The organism is Staphylococcus ureilyticus, from assembly GCF_025558845.1.
In the GTDB taxonomy this organism is placed as follows: Bacteria; Bacillota; Bacilli; order Staphylococcales; family Staphylococcaceae; genus Staphylococcus; species Staphylococcus ureilyticus.
Genome location: NZ_CP094825.1, coordinates 1900249 through 1919426, shown reverse-complemented (window position 1 = coordinate 1919426; position 19178 = coordinate 1900249). Strand labels below are relative to the sequence as shown.

22 protein-coding genes are annotated in these 19178 nt (G+C 32.9%); 18 read left to right on the top strand and 4 right to left on the bottom strand.

Annotated elements, in window-relative coordinates:
• The first annotated feature begins 19 nt into the window (after positions 1–19).
• The gene (locus MUA21_RS09630) at positions 20–772 is read left to right on the top strand and encodes a GNAT family N-acetyltransferase (protein ID WP_107525432.1); all 753 of its coding nucleotides are present in this window, start codon (positions 20–22) and stop codon (positions 770–772) included.
• A 325-nt stretch (positions 773–1097) separates the two neighbouring features.
• On the opposite strand, the gene fdhD is transcribed toward MUA21_RS09630, so the two are convergent.
• Positions 1098–1886 (bottom strand): formate dehydrogenase accessory sulfurtransferase FdhD, encoded by a 789-nt coding sequence (gene fdhD, locus MUA21_RS09625; protein ID WP_073343850.1) that lies wholly within the window; start codon positions 1884–1886, stop codon positions 1098–1100.
• Between the two features lie 166 nt (positions 1887–2052).
• Here fdhD and MUA21_RS09620 point away from each other — a divergent pair, with 166 nt between their 5' ends.
• The 10 genes from MUA21_RS09620 (at position 2053) to MUA21_RS09575 (ending at position 11715) form a co-directional block, all read left to right on the top strand.
• Positions 2053–3069, top strand: a complete 1017-nt coding sequence (locus tag MUA21_RS09620; RefSeq protein WP_073343847.1) for a LacI family DNA-binding transcriptional regulator — start codon at positions 2053–2055, stop codon at positions 3067–3069.
• 99 nt (positions 3070–3168) lie between these two features.
• Positions 3169–4329 carry a galactokinase gene (locus MUA21_RS09615; RefSeq protein ID WP_064209368.1) on the top strand — a complete coding sequence of 387 codons (1161 nt, stop codon included), beginning with the start codon at positions 3169–3171 and terminating at the stop codon, positions 4327–4329.
• Between the two features lie 29 nt (positions 4330–4358).
• Complete coding sequence (galE, locus tag MUA21_RS09610) at positions 4359–5351, top strand: UDP-glucose 4-epimerase GalE (RefSeq protein ID WP_107525433.1); 993 nt, start codon at positions 4359–4361, stop codon at positions 5349–5351.
• Between the two features lie 3 nt (positions 5352–5354).
• A complete protein-coding gene (gene galT / locus MUA21_RS09605; RefSeq protein ID WP_107525434.1) occupies positions 5355–6848 on the top strand; it encodes a UDP-glucose--hexose-1-phosphate uridylyltransferase in 1494 nt (497 codons plus the stop codon).
• A gap of 103 nt (positions 6849–6951) precedes the next feature.
• A complete protein-coding gene (modA, locus tag MUA21_RS09600; RefSeq protein ID WP_262561146.1) occupies positions 6952–7737 on the top strand; it encodes a molybdate ABC transporter substrate-binding protein in 786 nt (261 codons plus the stop codon).
• Between the two features lie 12 nt (positions 7738–7749).
• Positions 7750–8421, top strand: a complete 672-nt coding sequence (modB, locus tag MUA21_RS09595) for a molybdate ABC transporter permease subunit (protein WP_046208451.1) — start codon at positions 7750–7752, stop codon at positions 8419–8421.
• The gene (locus tag MUA21_RS09590) at positions 8421–9026 is read left to right on the top strand and encodes an ATP-binding cassette domain-containing protein (RefSeq protein WP_073343833.1); all 606 of its coding nucleotides are present in this window, start codon (positions 8421–8423) and stop codon (positions 9024–9026) included. The genes modB and MUA21_RS09590 overlap by 1 nt, the downstream gene beginning before the upstream one ends.
• Before the next feature lie 72 nt (positions 9027–9098).
• A complete protein-coding gene (locus MUA21_RS09585) occupies positions 9099–9929 on the top strand; it encodes an MBL fold metallo-hydrolase (protein WP_262561143.1) in 831 nt (276 codons plus the stop codon).
• Between the two features lie 269 nt (positions 9930–10198).
• Positions 10199–11203, top strand: a complete 1005-nt coding sequence (locus tag MUA21_RS09580) for a ThiF family adenylyltransferase (protein ID WP_262561142.1) — start codon at positions 10199–10201, stop codon at positions 11201–11203.
• Positions 11204–11214: 11 nt separating this feature from the next.
• Positions 11215–11715, top strand: coding sequence for a MogA/MoaB family molybdenum cofactor biosynthesis protein (locus MUA21_RS09575; protein WP_262561140.1), 501 nt, complete (start codon positions 11215–11217; stop codon positions 11713–11715).
• 62 nt (positions 11716–11777) lie between these two features.
• Here MUA21_RS09575 and moaC read toward each other — a convergent pair whose 3' ends face one another.
• Positions 11778–12257 carry a cyclic pyranopterin monophosphate synthase MoaC gene (gene moaC / locus MUA21_RS09570; RefSeq protein WP_046208446.1) on the bottom strand — a complete coding sequence of 160 codons (480 nt, stop codon included), beginning with the start codon at positions 12255–12257 and terminating at the stop codon, positions 11778–11780.
• 64 nt (positions 12258–12321) lie between these two features.
• Between moaC and MUA21_RS09565 the strand changes: the two genes are divergently transcribed.
• From MUA21_RS09565 to MUA21_RS09535, 7 genes are all read left to right on the top strand, one after another.
• Positions 12322–13581, top strand: coding sequence for a molybdopterin molybdotransferase MoeA (locus tag MUA21_RS09565; protein WP_262561139.1), 1260 nt, complete (start codon positions 12322–12324; stop codon positions 13579–13581).
• Entirely contained in the window at positions 13578–14063 is a 486-nt protein-coding gene (gene mobB, locus MUA21_RS09560; protein WP_064209374.1) for a molybdopterin-guanine dinucleotide biosynthesis protein B, read from the top strand. The genes MUA21_RS09565 and mobB overlap by 4 nt, the downstream gene beginning before the upstream one ends.
• Positions 14064–14516: a molybdenum cofactor biosynthesis protein MoaE gene (locus MUA21_RS09555; protein WP_064209375.1), complete on the top strand. Its 453-nt coding sequence runs from the start codon at positions 14064–14066 to the stop codon at positions 14514–14516.
• Positions 14513–14746 (top strand): molybdopterin converting factor subunit 1, encoded by a 234-nt coding sequence (gene moaD / locus MUA21_RS09550; RefSeq protein ID WP_046208442.1) that lies wholly within the window; start codon positions 14513–14515, stop codon positions 14744–14746. Before MUA21_RS09555 ends, moaD begins: the two co-directional genes overlap by 4 nt.
• 7 nt (positions 14747–14753) lie before the next feature.
• Positions 14754–15362 (top strand): molybdenum cofactor guanylyltransferase MobA, encoded by a 609-nt coding sequence (mobA, locus tag MUA21_RS09545; RefSeq protein ID WP_046208441.1) that lies wholly within the window; start codon positions 14754–14756, stop codon positions 15360–15362.
• 12 nt (positions 15363–15374) lie between these two features.
• Positions 15375–16397 (top strand): GTP 3',8-cyclase MoaA, encoded by a 1023-nt coding sequence (gene moaA, locus MUA21_RS09540; protein ID WP_070037653.1) that lies wholly within the window; start codon positions 15375–15377, stop codon positions 16395–16397.
• Positions 16398–16875: 478 nt separating this feature from the next.
• The gene (locus MUA21_RS09535) at positions 16876–17223 is read left to right on the top strand and encodes a SarA family transcriptional regulator (RefSeq protein ID WP_107525440.1); all 348 of its coding nucleotides are present in this window, start codon (positions 16876–16878) and stop codon (positions 17221–17223) included.
• A 285-nt stretch (positions 17224–17508) separates the two neighbouring features.
• Here MUA21_RS09535 and MUA21_RS09530 read toward each other — a convergent pair whose 3' ends face one another.
• Together MUA21_RS09530 and MUA21_RS09525 are read right to left on the bottom strand one after the other, a co-directional pair.
• The gene (locus tag MUA21_RS09530) at positions 17509–18714 is read right to left on the bottom strand and encodes an MFS transporter (protein WP_262561137.1); all 1206 of its coding nucleotides are present in this window, start codon (positions 18712–18714) and stop codon (positions 17509–17511) included.
• A 1-nt stretch (position 18715) separates the two neighbouring features.
• Positions 18716–19150: a MarR family winged helix-turn-helix transcriptional regulator gene (locus MUA21_RS09525; RefSeq protein WP_064209378.1), complete on the bottom strand. Its 435-nt coding sequence runs from the start codon at positions 19148–19150 to the stop codon at positions 18716–18718.
• Positions 19151–19178 lie beyond the last annotated feature (28 nt).

Genomic DNA, 19178 nt, shown 5'->3' with positions numbered 1-19178 from the left:
ACAAAGAGGAGGAGAAATGATGGTGAACATAACTTTGAGTAATATTTTCCAACCTGGGAATGTTTACGTTGAAGATGCATATAAAACTATTTATTTAACTCCTCAAATGCCTTTAATATTTGATGCAAATAAATGGGTGTATAAACAAATGCCTTCAATTCAACAATGGAAAGCGGATATAGCTACACAAACTGATTTTCATAAGCAACAAAACTCTAATCATTTAACTTTTACTTTTCCGGAAAACGTAGCATTAGACCAACAATGGTTAGGATTAATTAGCCAAGAGCAATTTGAATTAGGACTCATGGAGTTATATGCGATTGAACCTCAAAAATTCAAAAAGTATATAGACTCTGAAGTAGAAGTTAAAGTAGTGGATGCGCATACTATAGATGATTATATTAGTGTGCATAGTCAATTTGCAGCACCATATGGTGAGGGGTATGTTAAAGAAAGTACAAATATGATTAAAAATCAATATATTAATGATGCTAAAACACGTCTTATAGCATATAGGCAGGGTGTTCCAGCTGGTATATTAGATTTGATCATAGATGAGACAACTGTGGAAATTGATGGATTTGGTGTTTTAACATGCTATCAAAGACAAGGCGTCGGTAGTGTGATGCAAAGTTTTGCTGCAGAATTAGCCATGCCCAAACCATTGATTTTGATCGCCGATGGAGAAGATAGTGCTAAAGATATGTACGTGAAGCAAGGTTATGTTTTTATCAGTTTTTGTTATCACATTGTAAAAGAAGATATTTGAAAAAGCCTCATTTTTACTTTAATTAAAAAATATGCTCGCAACGTGAGCGTACTATACTGTCGACAAAGCCATTAACTTTGTCGACATTTTTTTATGCATATTTTCTGAAGGTACTGTTTTATGGTGTAATATTTGGCTGATGTTTTTTGTAAGTATTAGCGTTAACCCACATCCAACATTAAAAACATTATTATTTTTGAATGAGTGTAGATACTTTTATCAAAGTGCATCATTTAATAGATAAAAAAAACAAACCTCAGGTGAATCATCACTTAAGATTTGTCTTTAATTTGGTATTTTTATGATGTAAAGGGCGTTTAACACATTATGATATTATGCGCTCTGGATGGCTATAAACATTAAAATTACCATCCCGAATAAAACCAATTGCTGTAATATTTAAATCATTGGCAAGTGTTACAGCTAATGTGGTTGGCGCGGATTTAGATAAAATCACACCAACGCCAATTTTCGCAGCTTTAATAAGGATTTCGGAAGATATACGCCCACTAAATATTAATACTTTATCTCGCACAGGTATATGATGTTGTATGCAATAACCATAAAGTTTATCTAAGGCATTATGTCTACCTATATCTTGTCTATGTTCAAAAAATGCCTCTCCATCACTGATGGCAGCATTATGCAATCCACCAGTTTGTTTGAAAATTTTACTTGCACTTTGTAAACGTGTCATCATGTTAAGGACTTGGTGAGGGGTGAGTTTAATTTTAGACATTGATGTTTTAGCTATTGCAGCATCATTGTGGAAATAAAATTCACGACTCTTACCACAGCAAGATGCAATCATCCGTTTAGTAGAATATTCAAACCGGTCATTAAGTGATTTGGTTAATTCGACATGTGCAAAGCCTTTACTATCATCAATTTGAATTGATTTCAAATCATCACTTTTTAAAATAGCACCTTCTGAAGCTAAAAAACCTAGGACTAATTCTTTCATATGATTTGGACTGCAAATGACCGTTGCAAATTCTTCACCATTGACCATAATCGTCAGTGGGAATTCTGTGACATAGTGATCTGTTGTTTCAATAAGTTTACCTTCTTCATATCTAACAATTTGTTGGTTTGTTAAAACATCTTCGTTCATAGTATTTATCCCCCAGTTCCTATTCACTATCTATTTTAGCGTATTTTTTGTTGCAAAAAAATAAATTGCATTTATATCCAAAAGCTTAACTGCAATATTTGTTTGATATATACCAAACTTAGAAGTAAACTTATAGTAAACACAATAGTGAGAGGTGATTCGACAAATGGCTAGTATAAGAGATATTGCGAAAGAAGCAAGGGTGAGTCCAGGAACGGTTTCCCGCGTATTAAATAATGATCCCACCTTATCTGTCTCGGAAGAAACGAGAAAAAGAATATACGACATAGCAGAAAATTTTCAATATAAAAAAGCTGAAAGAAAAAATAAAAGCATACAAATTATTACTTATGCATCAAGAGCTAAAGAAATGTCTGATCCGTATTATCGTGAGATTAGATTAGCTATTGAAGCAGAAGTAAAACGTTTAAATCTATCATTAAAAAGAACACTTCGCATTGATGGAGAACATGATGCGATTGACTTTACTAAAATAGCCAAAGCTGGCGCAATTATTGTTGTAGGTAATTTTGCTGCAGAAGCTATTCTAGAATTGCAAAGTTACAATCAGAATATTGTGGTTATTAATAACCCTAACACGCCTAAATCAGTTGATGCAGTATATTCGGATTTATACGATGCAATGACTCAACTATTAGATGATATAGATCATTCAGAATTAAACGATATTGTTTACGTAGGTGGTACTCATACAATAAAAAACCTTGCAGGCATGCCAACACTAAATAATCAAAATATTGAAGATAAACGGTATATCGCATTCAATGATTGGTGTAATAAGCACCAAAGAAAAGGTGAAGTATTAATGAATGGTTGGCATAAAGAAGATGGTATAAATGCAGTAAACGAAGTATTACAAAACCAGCATCTACCTCAAGTTTTTATCGCAGGTAACGATATGATCGCTTTAGGCATATTGCAACAACTACAACTAAAAAAATACACTTTACCTGATGATATCAAATTGATAAGTTTTAACGATTTGGAAGTGATTCAGTATGCGGTTCCTTCTATAAGTAGCGTACATATACCGATAGACGACTTCGGAAAAATAGCAGTAAGAATGGCAGAAGAGAGAATAAATAAAACAAGGAAAATTGCTATTCATGTAATTGCAGAAGCACAACTGAAAGAAAGGATGACTTTTAAAGTTAATAAGTGAAGTGTATTGACAAAACATTTAGTAAACAAGTAAACTTTATTTAAGTTTACTAAGGGTTTTTATTATTGTGTATATCGATTTTTAAAGGAGCGGGATGTTATGTTAGAAGCTATGCGCGAGAAATTCGAAAGTTTATTTGACGTAAAGCCTGAAGTGAGTGCATTTGCACCAGGAAGAATTAACTTAATAGGAGAACATACTGATTATAATGGGGGGTATGTGTTTCCAGCAGCAATTGAATTAGGAACGTATGGTTTAGCTGTTAAACGAGAAGATAAATTGGTTCGCCTATATTCTAATAATTTTGAAACGGTTGGTATGATTTCTTTCGACTTAGAACATTTAGATTTTCATAAAGAGCATGATTGGGCGAATTATCCGAAAGGTGTTATTAAATATTTAGTAGAAGCTTTTTCAGAAATTAATCAAGGCTTTGATATTTTGGTAGAAGGTAATATTCCAAACGGCGCTAGCCTTTCATCTTCTGCATCAATCGAATTATTAACCGGTTGGTTGGTAAAGCAGTTATTTAACTTGAATTTAGAGAGATTAGAACTTATTAAGATAGGGCAACGTACTGAAAACCAATTTATGGGTGTCAACTCAGGGATTATGGATCAATTCATTATAGGTATGGGGAAAGCAGAACATGCCATATTACTAGATACTGCAACGTTAGATTATGAATATGTACCTGCTAAGTTTGGAGACTATGTCATATCCATCATGAATACCAATAAACGTCGCTCATTAACTGAAAGTAAATATAATGAGCGTAGAAGTGAATGTGAATCTGCACTGTCATCATTACAACAAAAATTAAATATTGAGTCTTTAGGTGAATTAACAATGGAACAATTTGAAAAACATCAAATGCTTATTAAAGATGATGTGAAACGCAAAAGAGCAAAACACGCTGTTTCAGAGAATGAACGTACGAAACTTGCTTATCAAGCATTATCTGTTAATGATTTTGAAAAATTTGGCCATTTATTAAATGATTCGCACGCCTCATTAAAAGATGATTATGAAGTAACAGGTATTGAGCTTGATACATTGGCGGAAACTGCGCAACAAGTGGAAGGCGTACTCGGTGCAAGAATGACTGGTGCTGGCTTTGCAGGATGTGCAATTGCTTTAGTGCACAAAAATCAAATTCAAGCACTAGAAGATGAAGTCTCAAATAAATATATAGAAAAAATCGGCTATGAGCCATCGTTTTATCATGTGGGCATTAGTGATGGTGTAAAAACAATTTAAAATAAATTTGAAAAAGAAAGGATTTTTCCATGAGCGTATTAGTATTAGGTGGCGCAGGTTATATTGGAAGCCATGCCGTAGACCAATTAATTCATAGAGGCTATGATGTTGTAGTTGTAGATAATTTAGGCACTGGACATAAAGCAGCAATACACAATAAAGCGAAATTTTACGAAGGTGATATTCGTGATAAAGCATTTTTAGAAAATGTATTTAATAGTGAAAATATTGAAGGTGTATTTCATTTTTGCGCATACTCATTAGTTGGTGAATCTGTAGAGAAACCATTAACATATTTTAATAATAATGTTAATGGTCTACAAGTATTGTTAGAAGTGATGTATGACCATGATGTCATGCATATTGTTTTCTCATCAACAGCAGCTGTATATGGTGAACCTGACTCTGTACCAATTACAGAAAATGATTCTAAAACACCAACAAGTCCTTATGGTGAAAGTAAATTAATGATGGAAAAAATGATGCATTGGTGTCATGAAGCATATGGTGTGAATTTTGCTGCACTCCGATACTTTAATGTTGCAGGCGCTAAAGAAAACGGCATAATAGGGGAAGATCATAGACCTGAAACACATTTAATCCCAATTGTATTACAAGTAGCGTTAGGGCAAAGAGATGAACTAACTGTTTTTGGTGATGATTATGATACGGAAGATGGCTCTTGCATACGAGATTATTTACATGTCGTTGATTTAATAGATGCGCATATTTTAGCGTTTCAACATTTAAAAAATGGTGGAGAATCAGGTGCGTTTAACTTAGGTAGTAGCCAAGGTTATTCAGTGTTTGAAATTTTAGAAGCAGCAAGAAAAGTCACAGGTAATACAATAAACGCAGTTGTGGGTGAAAGAAGAGCTGGAGATCCTAGTAAATTAATTGCATCAAGTAATAAAGCACAGGAAGTATTAGGATGGAAACCTAAACATGATGATATACACGATATTATTGGTTCTGCTTGGCAATGGCATGAAAAGCACCCTAGCGGGTATCAGGAGGTATAATGGATGTTATTGAATCACTACGCTGTCCAACTATTTGTATCTCACGCTATAGCACATGGAGATTATGAAGTGGAAGATGCCATTTATATTCAAAATAGATTGCTGAGTATTTTAAATGCTTCAGGCATAGAGGACACAACATCTTCCAAATTTAATTCTGAGACTACAGCGCTTGAGATAACGCAATATTGGATTCAAGAAGCAATCAATGCGAAATGTATAGATGACGCTTTATATAGCAAAGAAATCATTGAAGCACAAATCTTAGATTTAATCACACCACGACCATCTGTACTGAACCATAAGTTTTATGAATTATATCAACAGAGTCCAAAGAAAGCGACAGACTATTTTTATAACATAACCAAACGCAATCATTATGTGAAAGAAGATGCAATTGCGCATAATATAAATTTCAACACAGCAAGTGAGTATGGTGATATGGAAATAACAATCAATTTATCCAAACCAGAAAAAGATGCTAAACAAATTGCCAAAGCGAAAGAAGCGGCTGCAACAGATTATCCTAAATGTGCACTATGCATGGAAAATGAAGGTTTTAAAGGGTCTGTAATACAAGCAGCGAGAACAAATCACCGTATCATCAGATTGAACTTAGGACAAGAACAATGGGGATTTCAATATTCTCCATATGCCTATTTCAAAGAACATAGTATTGTGTTATCTCAATCACATGTTCCTATGAAGATAGATAAGCAAACATTTGTACAACTGTTGGATTTTGTAGATAAATTTCCGCATTATTTTATTGGTTCAAATGCAGATATTCCGCTTGTTGGCGGTTCAATATTGACACACAATCATTATCAATCGGGTAGACACACATTTCCGATGGATAATGCTAAGGAAATGAACAATTTTAACTTAAAACAATTTTCAACAGTAACGGCTTCTACATTGTATTGGCCTATGAGTGTTATTCGTTTGAAAAGCGAAGATAAAAATGATTTGGTGGCAGCGGCAGAATTTATTAGAAAAGCATGGAATAGTTATTCAGATGAAACTGTAGATATAAGAGCATACAGTAAAAATGGTGAGCGTCATCATACTGTAACGCCGATTGCCCGTTATAGGGAACAACAATATGAACTTGATATTGTTTTAAGAGACAATCAAACATCGGAACAATATCCATATGGTATATTTCATCCCCATCAAGACGTTCAACATATCAAGAAAGAAAACATTGGATTAATAGAAGTAATGGGGACTGCCATTTTGCCTGGTAGATTAAAACAAGAATTACAACAGGTTAAAGCATTTTTATTAGGTGAACAACGACAAGTGCCAAGCATACATCAACCATGGGCAGAAGACATGACACAACGATATGATATTCATGAGAAAAACGTAAATGAAATTATTGAAAAAGAACTTGGTTTCAAATTCAAACGTGTACTTGAAGACGCAGGTGTATTTAAAAACACATCACAAGGTCAAAGTGCATTTAAAACATTTATAGCATCGTTACAATAAATATTTTGAAAATTGAGCTATACGAAGTACATTTTACTTTTGTATACGCTCTTTTTTTTTGAAATAAATAGGCATATAATTATATGAAAAAGGAGACAATCAAATGAAAAACACTTGGAAATTTTTAATGATTGCAACGATTATGGCATGTATATTAATAACTGGATGCTCTAATAGCGATAACAATCAGAGTGAAAAAGATGCTAGCACTCAGGATAATCATAAGAAAGAAATACATATTTCAGCTGCAGCAAGTTTAACAGATGTCACTAAAGATTTAGAACGAGCATTTAACAAAAAACATAAAAATGCTAAAATCACCTTTAATTATGGTGGCTCAGGCGCATTGAGACAACAAATAGAAAAAGGCGCACCTGTAGATGTATTTATGTCTGCAAATACAAAAGATGTAGATGCTTTAGGTAAGCAAGCTCAAAATAAATATGAATACGCACAAAATGACTTAGTGCTTATAGGTGAAGATAATAGTACATATAAGAATATGTCTGATTTAAAACAAGGTGAAAAATTGGCTATAGGCGAGACTAAATCTGTGCCTGCAGGGAAATATGCTGAGCAATACTTAAAAGATCATCAATTATATGATGATGTTAAACCACATTTAGTTTTTGCAAAAGACGTGCGACAAGTATTAAATTATGTTGAAAAAGGCAATGCTCAATTAGGTTATGTTTATAAAACAGATTTATATCAAAGTCAAAAAAATGGTGATAGTAACGTAAAAGAAATTCAAACCGCTAAATTAAAACAGCCAATCACATATAAGTCAGCGACAGTTTCAGATAAAAAATTAGCAACAGCGTGGATTGAATTTTTAAAAACAGATGAAGCGCAAGAAATTTTAAAAAAATATAAATTTAAAGTATAGGGGGTAGCAGAAATGCCAGATGTCACGCCGTTTTGGATATCATTAAGGGTTGCAATTATCAGTACGATTATCGTTACGATACTAGGTGTTTTTATATCAAGATGGTTGTATAAGCGTCGTGGCTTTATAACGAGACTTTTAGAAAGTTTCATTGTCTTACCAATTGTGTTACCACCGACAGTGATGGGGTTTATTTTACTGATTGTATTTTCACCACATAGTGTGGTTGGAAGATTTTTTAGCGATGTATTACATTTGCCAGTTGTATTTACTTTAACTGGTGCCATAATAGCCTCCATCATTGTCAGCTTTCCGCTAATGTATCAGCATACTGTACAAGGATTTAGGAGTATAGATCCTAAAATGTTGAATACTGCAAGAACGATGGGTGCAAGTGAAAATAAAATTTTTATGAAATTAGTTTTACCGTTATCTAAGCGCTCAATACTTGCTGGTGTAATGATGAGTTTTGCACGGGCAATTGGAGAATTTGGTGCTACGTTAATGGTAGCAGGTTATATTCCTAATAAAACTAACACGTTACCTTTAGAAATATATTTTTTAGTAGAGCAGGGAAAAGAGAATCAAGCATGGTTATGGGTGATTGTATTAGTTGCATTTGCTATCACTGTAATTGGTACAATCAATCTATTGAATAAAGATGGTTATCGGGAGGTTCGTTAATGCTTAATATATCTTTGAATCATCTTTTAAATAGTACACAATTACATGTAAAAATAGATGATACTACACCTAAAATTTATGCCATTAAAGGACCTTCAGGCATAGGTAAAACAACAATTTTAAATATGCTTGCTGGTCTACAGCAACCAGATCAAGCGTTTATACAGATTAACGACCATATATTGACAGATACTACTTCAAATATTGATGTAAAAATTCAAAAACGCAATATCGGTTATTTATTTCAAGATTATCAATTATTTCCAAATATGACTGTATTTCAAAACATCACTTTTATGACACAGTATTCACAGCATATAGACAATTTGATGAATCAATTAAACATTGTTCACTTAAAAGATAAATTTCCAATACGCTTATCTGGTGGTGAATCCCAACGTGTTGCATTAGCTAGAACATTAAGTACTAAACCAGACTTGATGTTACTAGATGAGCCGTTTTCTAGTTTAGATGATACAACAAAAGCAGAAAGTATTTTGTTAGTAAAACGAATCTTTAAATTATGGAATATACCTATTATTTTTGTTACTCATTCTCAATATGAAGCAGAAGTACTGGCACATGAAATTATTAATATCGGATGATATGCAACTATAATTTATGAGAGGTTGCGTAAGAATTATGATCACATTTATAAATAAGTAGGGGGTGATTCAATGATAATCCAATGTTTAGGAACTTCTGGGGGTGTACCAACACTTTATCAATCAGTTTCACAGCATAAAGATGCACAAAAACGAACAGGGCCTGGTATCTTCATTCATGATTTACAATTACTAATCGACACTTCAGAAGATATATTTCAACAACTAAGACAATCAAAAATTTATGATATAAAATATGGCATTTATTCTCATTGGCATCCAGATCACACGATGGGGATGAGGATATGGGAAACACTCAATTTTGATTTTATTCACAAAGTACCTAAGTCCAAAACGTCAATGGTTTATATTACAACTCAAGAAGTGGAAGATTTTAAAGCATATTTTGCGCGTTGGGAATATGTTCAATATTTAGAAGCATTAGGCGTAATTAACCTAGTAATTGTTGACAATGATGCAGAAATTAGTTTTGAAGACACAACGGTAGAGTGGATTCAATTAGCAGAGCAATTCGCGTTTGGTTTTTATTTAACTACAAATACCCAACGTATACTTATTATTCCGGATGAAATTAAAGGCTTTCGACCAACGGATAAGTTGAAAAATGTTGATGTTGCTATTTTACCTTTTGGTAGCAATGAAGTTAATCCTATAACTAATGAACGAATTCATCCAGAAGGTATGTTAAATGCTTTAGGAGAGGTTACATTTGATGAATGTGTGACTATTGCTAAAACTATTAATGCTAAGCATACATATTTTACTCATATTGAAGCTACTGAAAGTTTAACGAAGGCACAAATTAAACAATTAGAAGAGCGATTAGAAGAAGATGGTTTAAAATCAACCATTGCATTTGATGGATTGAAAATTCAAATTTAAATAATGATTAGTGATTTTAATACCAAAAATCAAAGTATCAGTAATCACCATAAATGTATCATTATATCTTTTGAAACTGTTTTGCGATAAAGAGTAGGACTATGAAATCAATATCTAGTTTTGATTTTGTACCTACTCTTTTATTTTGTCTTTTAGGTAATATGAATAAAAGTGGTGTACATGATTTTTGATTAATGAATTCAAACCGTTGTTACAGAGAACGCCAAGATTTATAATGAAAATAATGACGCAAAGTGAGGGATTTCATAGTGAATGAAGAACGTTATTCAAGGCAAATGCTATTTAAGCATATAGGCACATCTGGGCAAGAGAAAATTATGAATGCACATGTGCTAATTATAGGTATGGGTGCTTTAGGAACACACCTTGCTGAAGGACTTGTGAGAGCTGGTGTAGGTGAGTTGACGATTGTCGATAGAGATTATATTGAATTTAGTAACTTGCAGCGCCAGACGATGTATACAGAAATGGATGCAGTAGATAAGTTACCTAAAGTAGTCGCAGCAGAACGAAATCTAATGGCAATACGTCAAAATCTGAACTTGCACATACACATTGCACATGTTGATCGATTATTCTTAGAAACATATGCGCAAGATGTTGAACTTATACTAGATGCTACAGATAATTTTGAAACAAGACAATTGATTAATGATTTTGCTTATAAAAATATCATACCATGGATTTACGGTGGCGTCGTACAGAGTACTTATGTGGAAGCAACATTTATACCTAAACAAACACCGTGTTTTAACTGTTTAATTCCACAGTTACCTACAATTAATATGACCTGTGATACAGTAGGTGTTATTCAGCCAGCAGTCACTATGACGACCAGTTTACAATTAAGAGATGCATTAAAAATATTAACTGGCGCAACAATAGCGACTAAAGTTACTTACGGTGATATTTGGGAAGGTACACACTTTACATTTGGCTTTAGTAAATTGCATGATAGTGCTTGTACAACTTGTGGTACACAACCGACATATCCTTATCTCAATACAACACAAAGACAATTTGCAAGTTTATGTGGCAGAGATACTGTTCAATATGAAAACCCAGAAATTTCCCAAGAAATGTTAGAAACATTTTTACAACAACAAGAAATACCATATCAACGTAATCCTTACATGTTACATTTTGAATACAAAAAACATAGAATTGTTAGCTTTAAAGGCGGGAGATTATTAATTCATGGGATGACTCGCCCACAACAGGCGATAACGTTGATCAACCAATTATTCGGCTAAGGAGGTTTAATATGCATACAAATGTAAAGCTTGATAGAAATATTAGATGTGCAGTATTAACTGTTTCTGATACAAGAGATTATGAAACCGATAAAGGTGGTAAATTAGTTAAAGAGTTACTTTCAGCATTAAACGTTATGATTACAGAATCACATTATAAAATTGTTAAAGATGAACAAACTGTAATTACTGAGCAATTAAAGCATTGGCTAGCAGAGGATATTGATGTCATTATCACCACAGGAGGTACTGGTATAGCACAAAGAGATGTAACGATAGAAGCTGTTTCCAGTTTGATTACGAAGGAAATTGAAGGATTTGGAGAATTATTTAGATATCTAAGTTATACAGAAGATGTTGGGACTCGTGCGTTGTTATCTCGAGCAATTGCTGGCACGGTAAATAATAAATTGATTTTCAGTATACCAGGCTCTACTGGTGCAGTTAAATTAGCATTAAATAAGCTCATTAAACCAGAATTGAATCATTTAGTGCAAGAGATTACAAAATAAATTAGAGCCCAACGTTGTAAGTTTGTTGGACTCTATTTCTTACATATTAATATTTAAGACAACTATCTTTGATAATCACCAGATTTACCGCCTGTTTTAGAGAGTAGATAAGTTTCTCCAATGACCATACCTTTATCTAACGCTTTTGTCATATCATAAACCGTAAGTGCTACAGCTGAAGCGGCAGTGAGTGCTTCCATCTCCACACCAGTTTTTCCAGTTGTAGAGACCGTTGCTTGTATATTTAAAGTGTATGCTTGTGTTTTTTCTTGCCAATCAAATGTAATATCTATACCAGTTAAAGGTAATGGATGACACATTGGTATAATATCAGATGTGTTTTTTGCAGCCATAATACCAGCAATTTGAGCAGTATTAAGCACATTCCCTTTTTGGTTAGTATGATCAACGATTTGTTTATAAATCGCTGGATTTACCGTAATACTAGAATGCGCAGTAGCTGAGCGTTTTGTTGTGTTTTTGTCAGAGACGTCTACCATTTTCGCATTTCCTTGTTTGTTTATATGGGTGAATTCAGTCAAAGTATCCCTCCTAATCGTGTTCTAGTATATCATGAAATTATTAATTATAAGGAGTAGATTTACGATGCCTGTAGAGAAAAGAAATCCGATTCCGGTGAGTGAAGCAATTCAACGTGTGGTAAAGCAAAATATTTTTACAAATAGAATCACTTTACCTTTAGCAGAAAGTTTAAACTATATTTTAGCTGAAGACATTGTAGCAACTCATGAGATACCAAGGTTTGATAAATCACCATATGATGGGTTTGCATTAAGAAGTATTGATACAAAAGGGGCGAGCGGTGACAATCGCGTTAAATTTAAAGTCATTGACCACATTGGAGCGGGGTCAGTTTCAACTAAAAAAGTTGAAGCATTTGAAGCTGTAAGAATTATGACAGGTGCACAAATACCTGAAGGCGCCGATGCTGTAGTTATGCTTGAACAAACTGTCGAAGGTGAACATGATTTTACAATAAGAAAAACTTTTAGCGAAAATGAGAATGTTTCGTTAAAGGGTGAAGAAACCAAAGTTGACGATATTGTATTAGAAAAAGGACAATGTGTTAATCCAGGTGCAATCGCTGTTTTGGCAACATATGGCTATACAGAAGTTCCAGTTTTTGAAAAACCTAGCGTGGCTGTGATTGCAACAGGAAGTGAATTGTTGGATGTTAGCGAAGATTTAGAACCGGGAAAAATTCGTAATTCAAATGGTCCTATGATAACTGCATTAGCAAAAAAATATCAGTTAGATGTCAATGCATATAAAATTCAACAAGATGATTTAAATAGTAGTATTCAAGTGATGCGTGAAGCAATGATTGAGCATGATATTGTCATTACAACTGGAGGTGTGTCAGTAGGCGATTTCGATTATTTACCTCAAATTTATGAAGCGGTCAACGCTAAAGTCTTGTTTAATAAAATCGCCATGCGTCCCGGAAGTGTCACTACGGTAGCTGTTGCAAATAACAAATATTTATTTGGATTATCAGGTAACCCCTCTGCTTGTTTCACCGGGTTTGAACTCTATGTCAAACCTGCAATACAGCATATGATGGGCGCTAAAGCGATATATCCACAAATTGTGCAGGCCACACTCATGGAAGATTTTAAAAAGCCAAATCCATTTACTAGATTTATTCGAGCAACAGTGACTTTTAATGGTAAAGAGATGACGGTTGTGCCATCAGGATTTAATAAGTCCGGTGCAGTAGTAGCGATTGCGCATAGTAATGCAATGATTGTGTTACCTAGTGGTACAAGAGGATATCAAAAAGGCCACACAGTTGATGTCATTTTAACTGAATCACAAGCATATGAAATGGATACGACGCTATGATATTACAAATCGTAGGTTATAAAAACTCGGGAAAAACCACTTTGATGACGCACGCAGTGAAATTTTTAAAATCACATGGCTTTTGTGTAGCAACGGTTAAACACCACGGTCAACATGACTTAAACTTGTCAGATATTGAACTGCAGGCAAATACTGTTGATCACATGAAACATTTTAATGCAGGTGCAGATCAAAGTATTGTTCAAGGACATCATCTACAACAAACAGTTACACGAACTGAAAAACAAAGGTTGGATGAAATCATTGATAAATCTGTTACAATAGACAGTGACATCATTTTAGTTGAAGGTTTTAAAGAGGCAAATTATGATAAAGTGCTTATATATCGTGATGATGCTGATTACCAACAGTTAAATAAATTAACAAATATTCAGTATTATATTAATATTGGGCAACCATTAGCATTTCAAAAATTTGAGCAATGGTTATTATCTTTCGTTAACGAAAAGGGAATGGATTAAATGAAACAATTTGAAATTACAAATAAGCCAATAGAAACCGAACAATATCGCCAATATGTGCTCAATGAACATCAAGGTGCTGTTGTTGTTTTCACTGGTCATGTTCGTGAGTGGACAAAAGGAGTTAAAACAGAGTATTTAGAGTATGAAGCGTATATACCTATGGCAGAGAAAAAGTTGGCACAAATAGGTGATGAGATTTCAAACAAATGGCCAGGGACAAAAACGGCCATTGTCCATAGAATTGGACCGTTAGCTATTTCTGATATAGCGGTATTGATAAGTGTATCATCGCCACATAGAAAAGATGCTTATCGTGCTAATGAATATGCAATTGAGCGTATTAAAGAGGTAGTGCCCATTTGGAAAAAAGAAATTTGGGAAGATGGTGCTGAATGGCAAGGTCATCAACATGGTAACCATGAGGATGCAGTTGGAGGGAAAAAGTTATGAAAGTTTTATACTTTGCGGAAATAAAAGAAGTTTTGGATAAAAGTTCAGAAGATATTGACTTAAGTTATGATATTACCGTCGATGAATTTGTATCAGATTTGTTTGAGCGTTATCCTAGTATTAATAGCAAAAAGTTTCAAATTGCGATTAATGAAGAATTTGTCAAAGGTGATGATATCGTAAAGCCTAATGATACAGTAGCGTTGATACCACCAGTTAGTGGAGGGTAATGGAAATATGAAAGCAATCATACTTGCTGGTGGACAATCAGAAAGATTTGGAAAACCAAAAGCATTTGCAAAGATTCATTCACAAATGTTTTATAAACGTATCATTGAAGTTTTAGAAGCTACAAATATGTTTAATGAAATAATTATTAGCACAAATGAAATATTAGCACATGAATTTGATTATGATAATATTGTTATCGATCATGCTAAAAACAAAGGTAAAGGCCCGCTGGCTGGAATTTACTCTGTCATGAAACAACATACTGACGAAACGCTTTTCTTTGTGATTTCTGTAGATACACCGATGATTACACAAAAAGCAATAAGTAAATTGTATCAATTTATGGTTGAACATTTAATAGAAGATCAACTAGATATCGCCGGTTTCCAAGAAGATGGCATGCCCATTCCAACGATGGCTTTTTATAGTCCACATACGCTTTCTTTTATAGAGGCAGCATTGGAATCAGGTGATTACAGCCTTAAGAATGTCTATTCAAAAGTCAAAAGTGATTGGTTAGATGTGCACGAAATTGGTTCATCTGATTATTGGTACAAAAATATTAACTATCAACAAGACTTAATAGATTTACATCACGACATTAAGAATAGATAGGGGGCTGATCAAATGGTAGAGCAAATAACTGATAAACTTGGGCGTCCAATTCGAGATTTAAGATTGTCAGTTACAGATCGTTGCAATTTTCGTTGTGACTATTGTATGCCAAAAGAAATATTTGGTGATGACTTTGTTTTCCTACCCAAAGATGAATTACTTACTTTTGATGAAATGGTCCGTATTGCTAAAGTTTATACGCGATTAGGAGTCAAAAAAATACGTATTACCGGTGGAGAGCCTCTACTCCGAAGAGATTTATATAAATTAATATACGAGTTGAATCAACTTGATGGTATAGAGGATATTGGTTTAACTACCAACGGTTTATTATTAAAAAAACATGGTCAAAGATTATATGATGCTGGTTTAAGACGTATTAATGTAAGTTTAGATGCGATTGATGATAAAGTGTTCCAAGCTATAAACAATCGGAATATCAAAGCTTCCACAATTTTACAGCAAATAGATTATGCGGTCTCAATTGGTTTTCATGTCAAAGTAAATGTAGTTGTTCAAAAAGGTGTGAACGATGATCAAATTTTACCTATGATTCAATATTTCAAAGATAAAGATATTGAAATACGCTTTATTGAATTTATGGATGTAGGCAATGATAATGGTTGGGACTTCAGTAAAGTAGTAACAAAAGATGAAATGTTAAAAATGATTGAGTCATCATTTGATATAGAACCTGTAAAACCTAAATATTTTGGTGAAGTAGCTAAATATTATCGACATAAAGATAATGGTGCTAAGTTTGGTCTTATCACAAGTGTATCTGAATCATTCTGTTCAACATGTACACGTGCAAGATTATCATCAGATGGTAAGTTTTATGGTTGTCTATTTAGTACGGTAGATGGATTTAATGTAAAGTCATTTATGCGATCAGGCGTGTCAGATGAAGCTCTGTTTGAACAATTTAAAGCTTTATGGAATATTAGAGATGATAGATATTCAGATGAACGTACTGCACAAACAGTAGCTAATAGAAAACGTAAAAAAATCAATATGAACTATATTGGTGGCTGACTTATCAAATACAATCGTTTATGGAGATTGCACTTTTATCACAACATTCATAGCTATTATATTTTTAAGAAGTTCAAATAACTAATAATACGAAAATTATATTCATTTATGAAGTTATTCTAAAATATATTAAGAGTAGGAGATAATTCAAATTTCAATAGAATTATCTCCTACTCTTTTTTTTATAATTTGAACTCATATCTTATGTGAAATGATTTCAAAAATGAGGAAAGATATTTTTATATGAAAATGTATTATACATAAGTAATTTTTTAACGATTAAAGATAATGAACAATAGAAAAAGATTACCATAATCAATTGTAGCTATATAAAAACTTTACAATAGTAAAATTTATTTATCTGTTTCTTTTAAAATAATAGATTTAATGAAGAAAGTGTTATATAATATTTTAAAAGCTTATTCATTATATAAAGCCAATACTAACAATGAAAGTAAATCATGAGGAGGCCAAATTTATGGAAAGTAAAGCATCATTTTATATTACGTCTGAGAGGGCTTTAAGTCAGTTGAAACATTGGTTGAAGTTAGCTCACCGTTTATCTATCGAAGAGTTTGTAGTTCTGTTTAAGGTTTATGAAGCTAATAAAATTAGCGGAAAAGAATTAAGAGATACCTTACATTTTGAAATGTTATGGGACACTAGTAAAATAGATGTTATTATAAGAAAGATTTACAAAAAAGAATTGATTTCAAAAGTTCGATCAGAAACAGATGAAAGACAAGTGTTCTATTATTACACAGATGATCAGTTAAAAGTAATAGATGATATTATAACAGAAATCGAAAACATAAAAGTTGCTTAATCATTAAGGTTACAATCAGATGATGATCAATAACAACAATATAAATTTGAAATAAGCCAAGTGCTAAAATAGCATTTGGTTTTTTTTATGTATTTGAAATATAGAATAAACCTAATTCAGTAATAATTATAATATAAATAAACAAATTTCAATTTTAAATATTGTAAAATGTAGACGAATTGACGCTTCATCCATAAAGTATGTAAAAAAACTGCCAACAATACTTTTGTTGACAGCTAAAACCAATCTTTTTCGGGATATATAGTTTATTGTTTAATGAAAAGATTAGATGTTCATGTGTTTTACTTTTCTACCATGAACAAAGTAATAAATAACTCCAGTAATTAAAACCAGTACACCCATAATAGCGTATAATTGAGCGAATGAAACTGCAGAGGTTACAAATCCTAATATATATGGACCAAAGCCTAGTCCTAAGTCTAAACCAATGAAGTAAGTTGAGGTAGCTATTCCATATTTTGCCGGTGGAGAAACTTTGATTGCAATTGCTTGCATACAAGAAGAAATATTTCCGTAACCAGCACCAAGGAGTAATCCCGCAAGAATTAATAACCAACTATTATTTGTAATACTTAACGTTAAAAAGGTAAGTATTAAAAAGATGAAAGCAGGATAAGCGATGACGTTTTCATTTTTGAGATCCATCATTCTACCAGCGATTGGTCTTGTAATGAGTGATGCAATAGCATAAAAAATAAAGAAATAACTAGATATTGTGACTAAATTAATTTCTTGTGCAAAAAATTGTAAAAATGTCAGAATAGACGAATAAGATAACCCGGCAAGGAGCATAATGATTGCCACAGGTAATGCTTCTTTGGCGATGTAGTTATTAATATTAAATTTTTTACTTTCAGTAGTTTTAGGTTTTATGATATCACGCGTTGTATCGATATTTAGCTTAATGAAAAATGAAATGATAAAACTAATGATACCGCACATTAAACAAAGTAAAAATAACAATTGAATTGGGAATGTATTAATAAGTAAAAGGCCAAAAAATGGACCGATTGCAGCGCCGATAACTAAGCTTAAAGAGAATAAGCTAATACCTTCACTTTTTCTCTCCTGAGGCGTTGCATATGCAGCAATTGTTCCTGTCGCTGTTGTAGTAACCCCAGTAGCAATACCATTAACTAATCTCGTGAACATTAAAATAGCTAAGGCACCTTCTATAAAATAGAACAATTGGGTGATGATTAATAAGATTAAACCAATGATTAAAATCCGTTTAGGACCTATTTTATTAACGTACTTTCCAGTGATAAATCGTCCGATTAAAGAACCGATAATAAATAATCCGGATACAAGTCCTGCCATACTGTCTGAGGCATGATATTCAGATTTTGTATAACTTGCTATGATAACGATAAGTAAATACATGCATAAGTAGACTAAAAAATTAGTTATGAAATTAATATTAAAATTCTTTGTCCAAATTGGTGTCTTCATCGATGCTGATTGATTCATGTTAAAACTCCTCTTTCTCTAAAATTTTCGCGTGAATAAGTTGTATTGATTGTGTGATATGCTCCAGTTCTGAATCTGACAAACCTGTATTTTTAATGATTTCATCTTGCACTTTATCTACGCGAGTACTAATGCTTTTATAAAGATTTTCTCCTTTTTGAGAAAGTGAAAGCCATTTTTCTCGTTTATCGGTACCTGTTTCTACAGTTAATAAAGATTTTTCAGAAAGCACTTTTAATATTTTTCTTGTGGTCGGTTTTTCAATAGAGCGTCGTTTTGAAATTTGTACTAAAGTGGTTGGGGCATTATAGGAGATATCTTTTAAAACGAGCCATTGTGCAGGATAGAGATCAAATGATTCAAAGATGGGTTGGAATAGTTTTGTATATGGTCTATAAATTGCAATGATATTATCAAAGACAAATTTATTTTGCATGAATGCACACCTCCGAAAATAGTTAGCA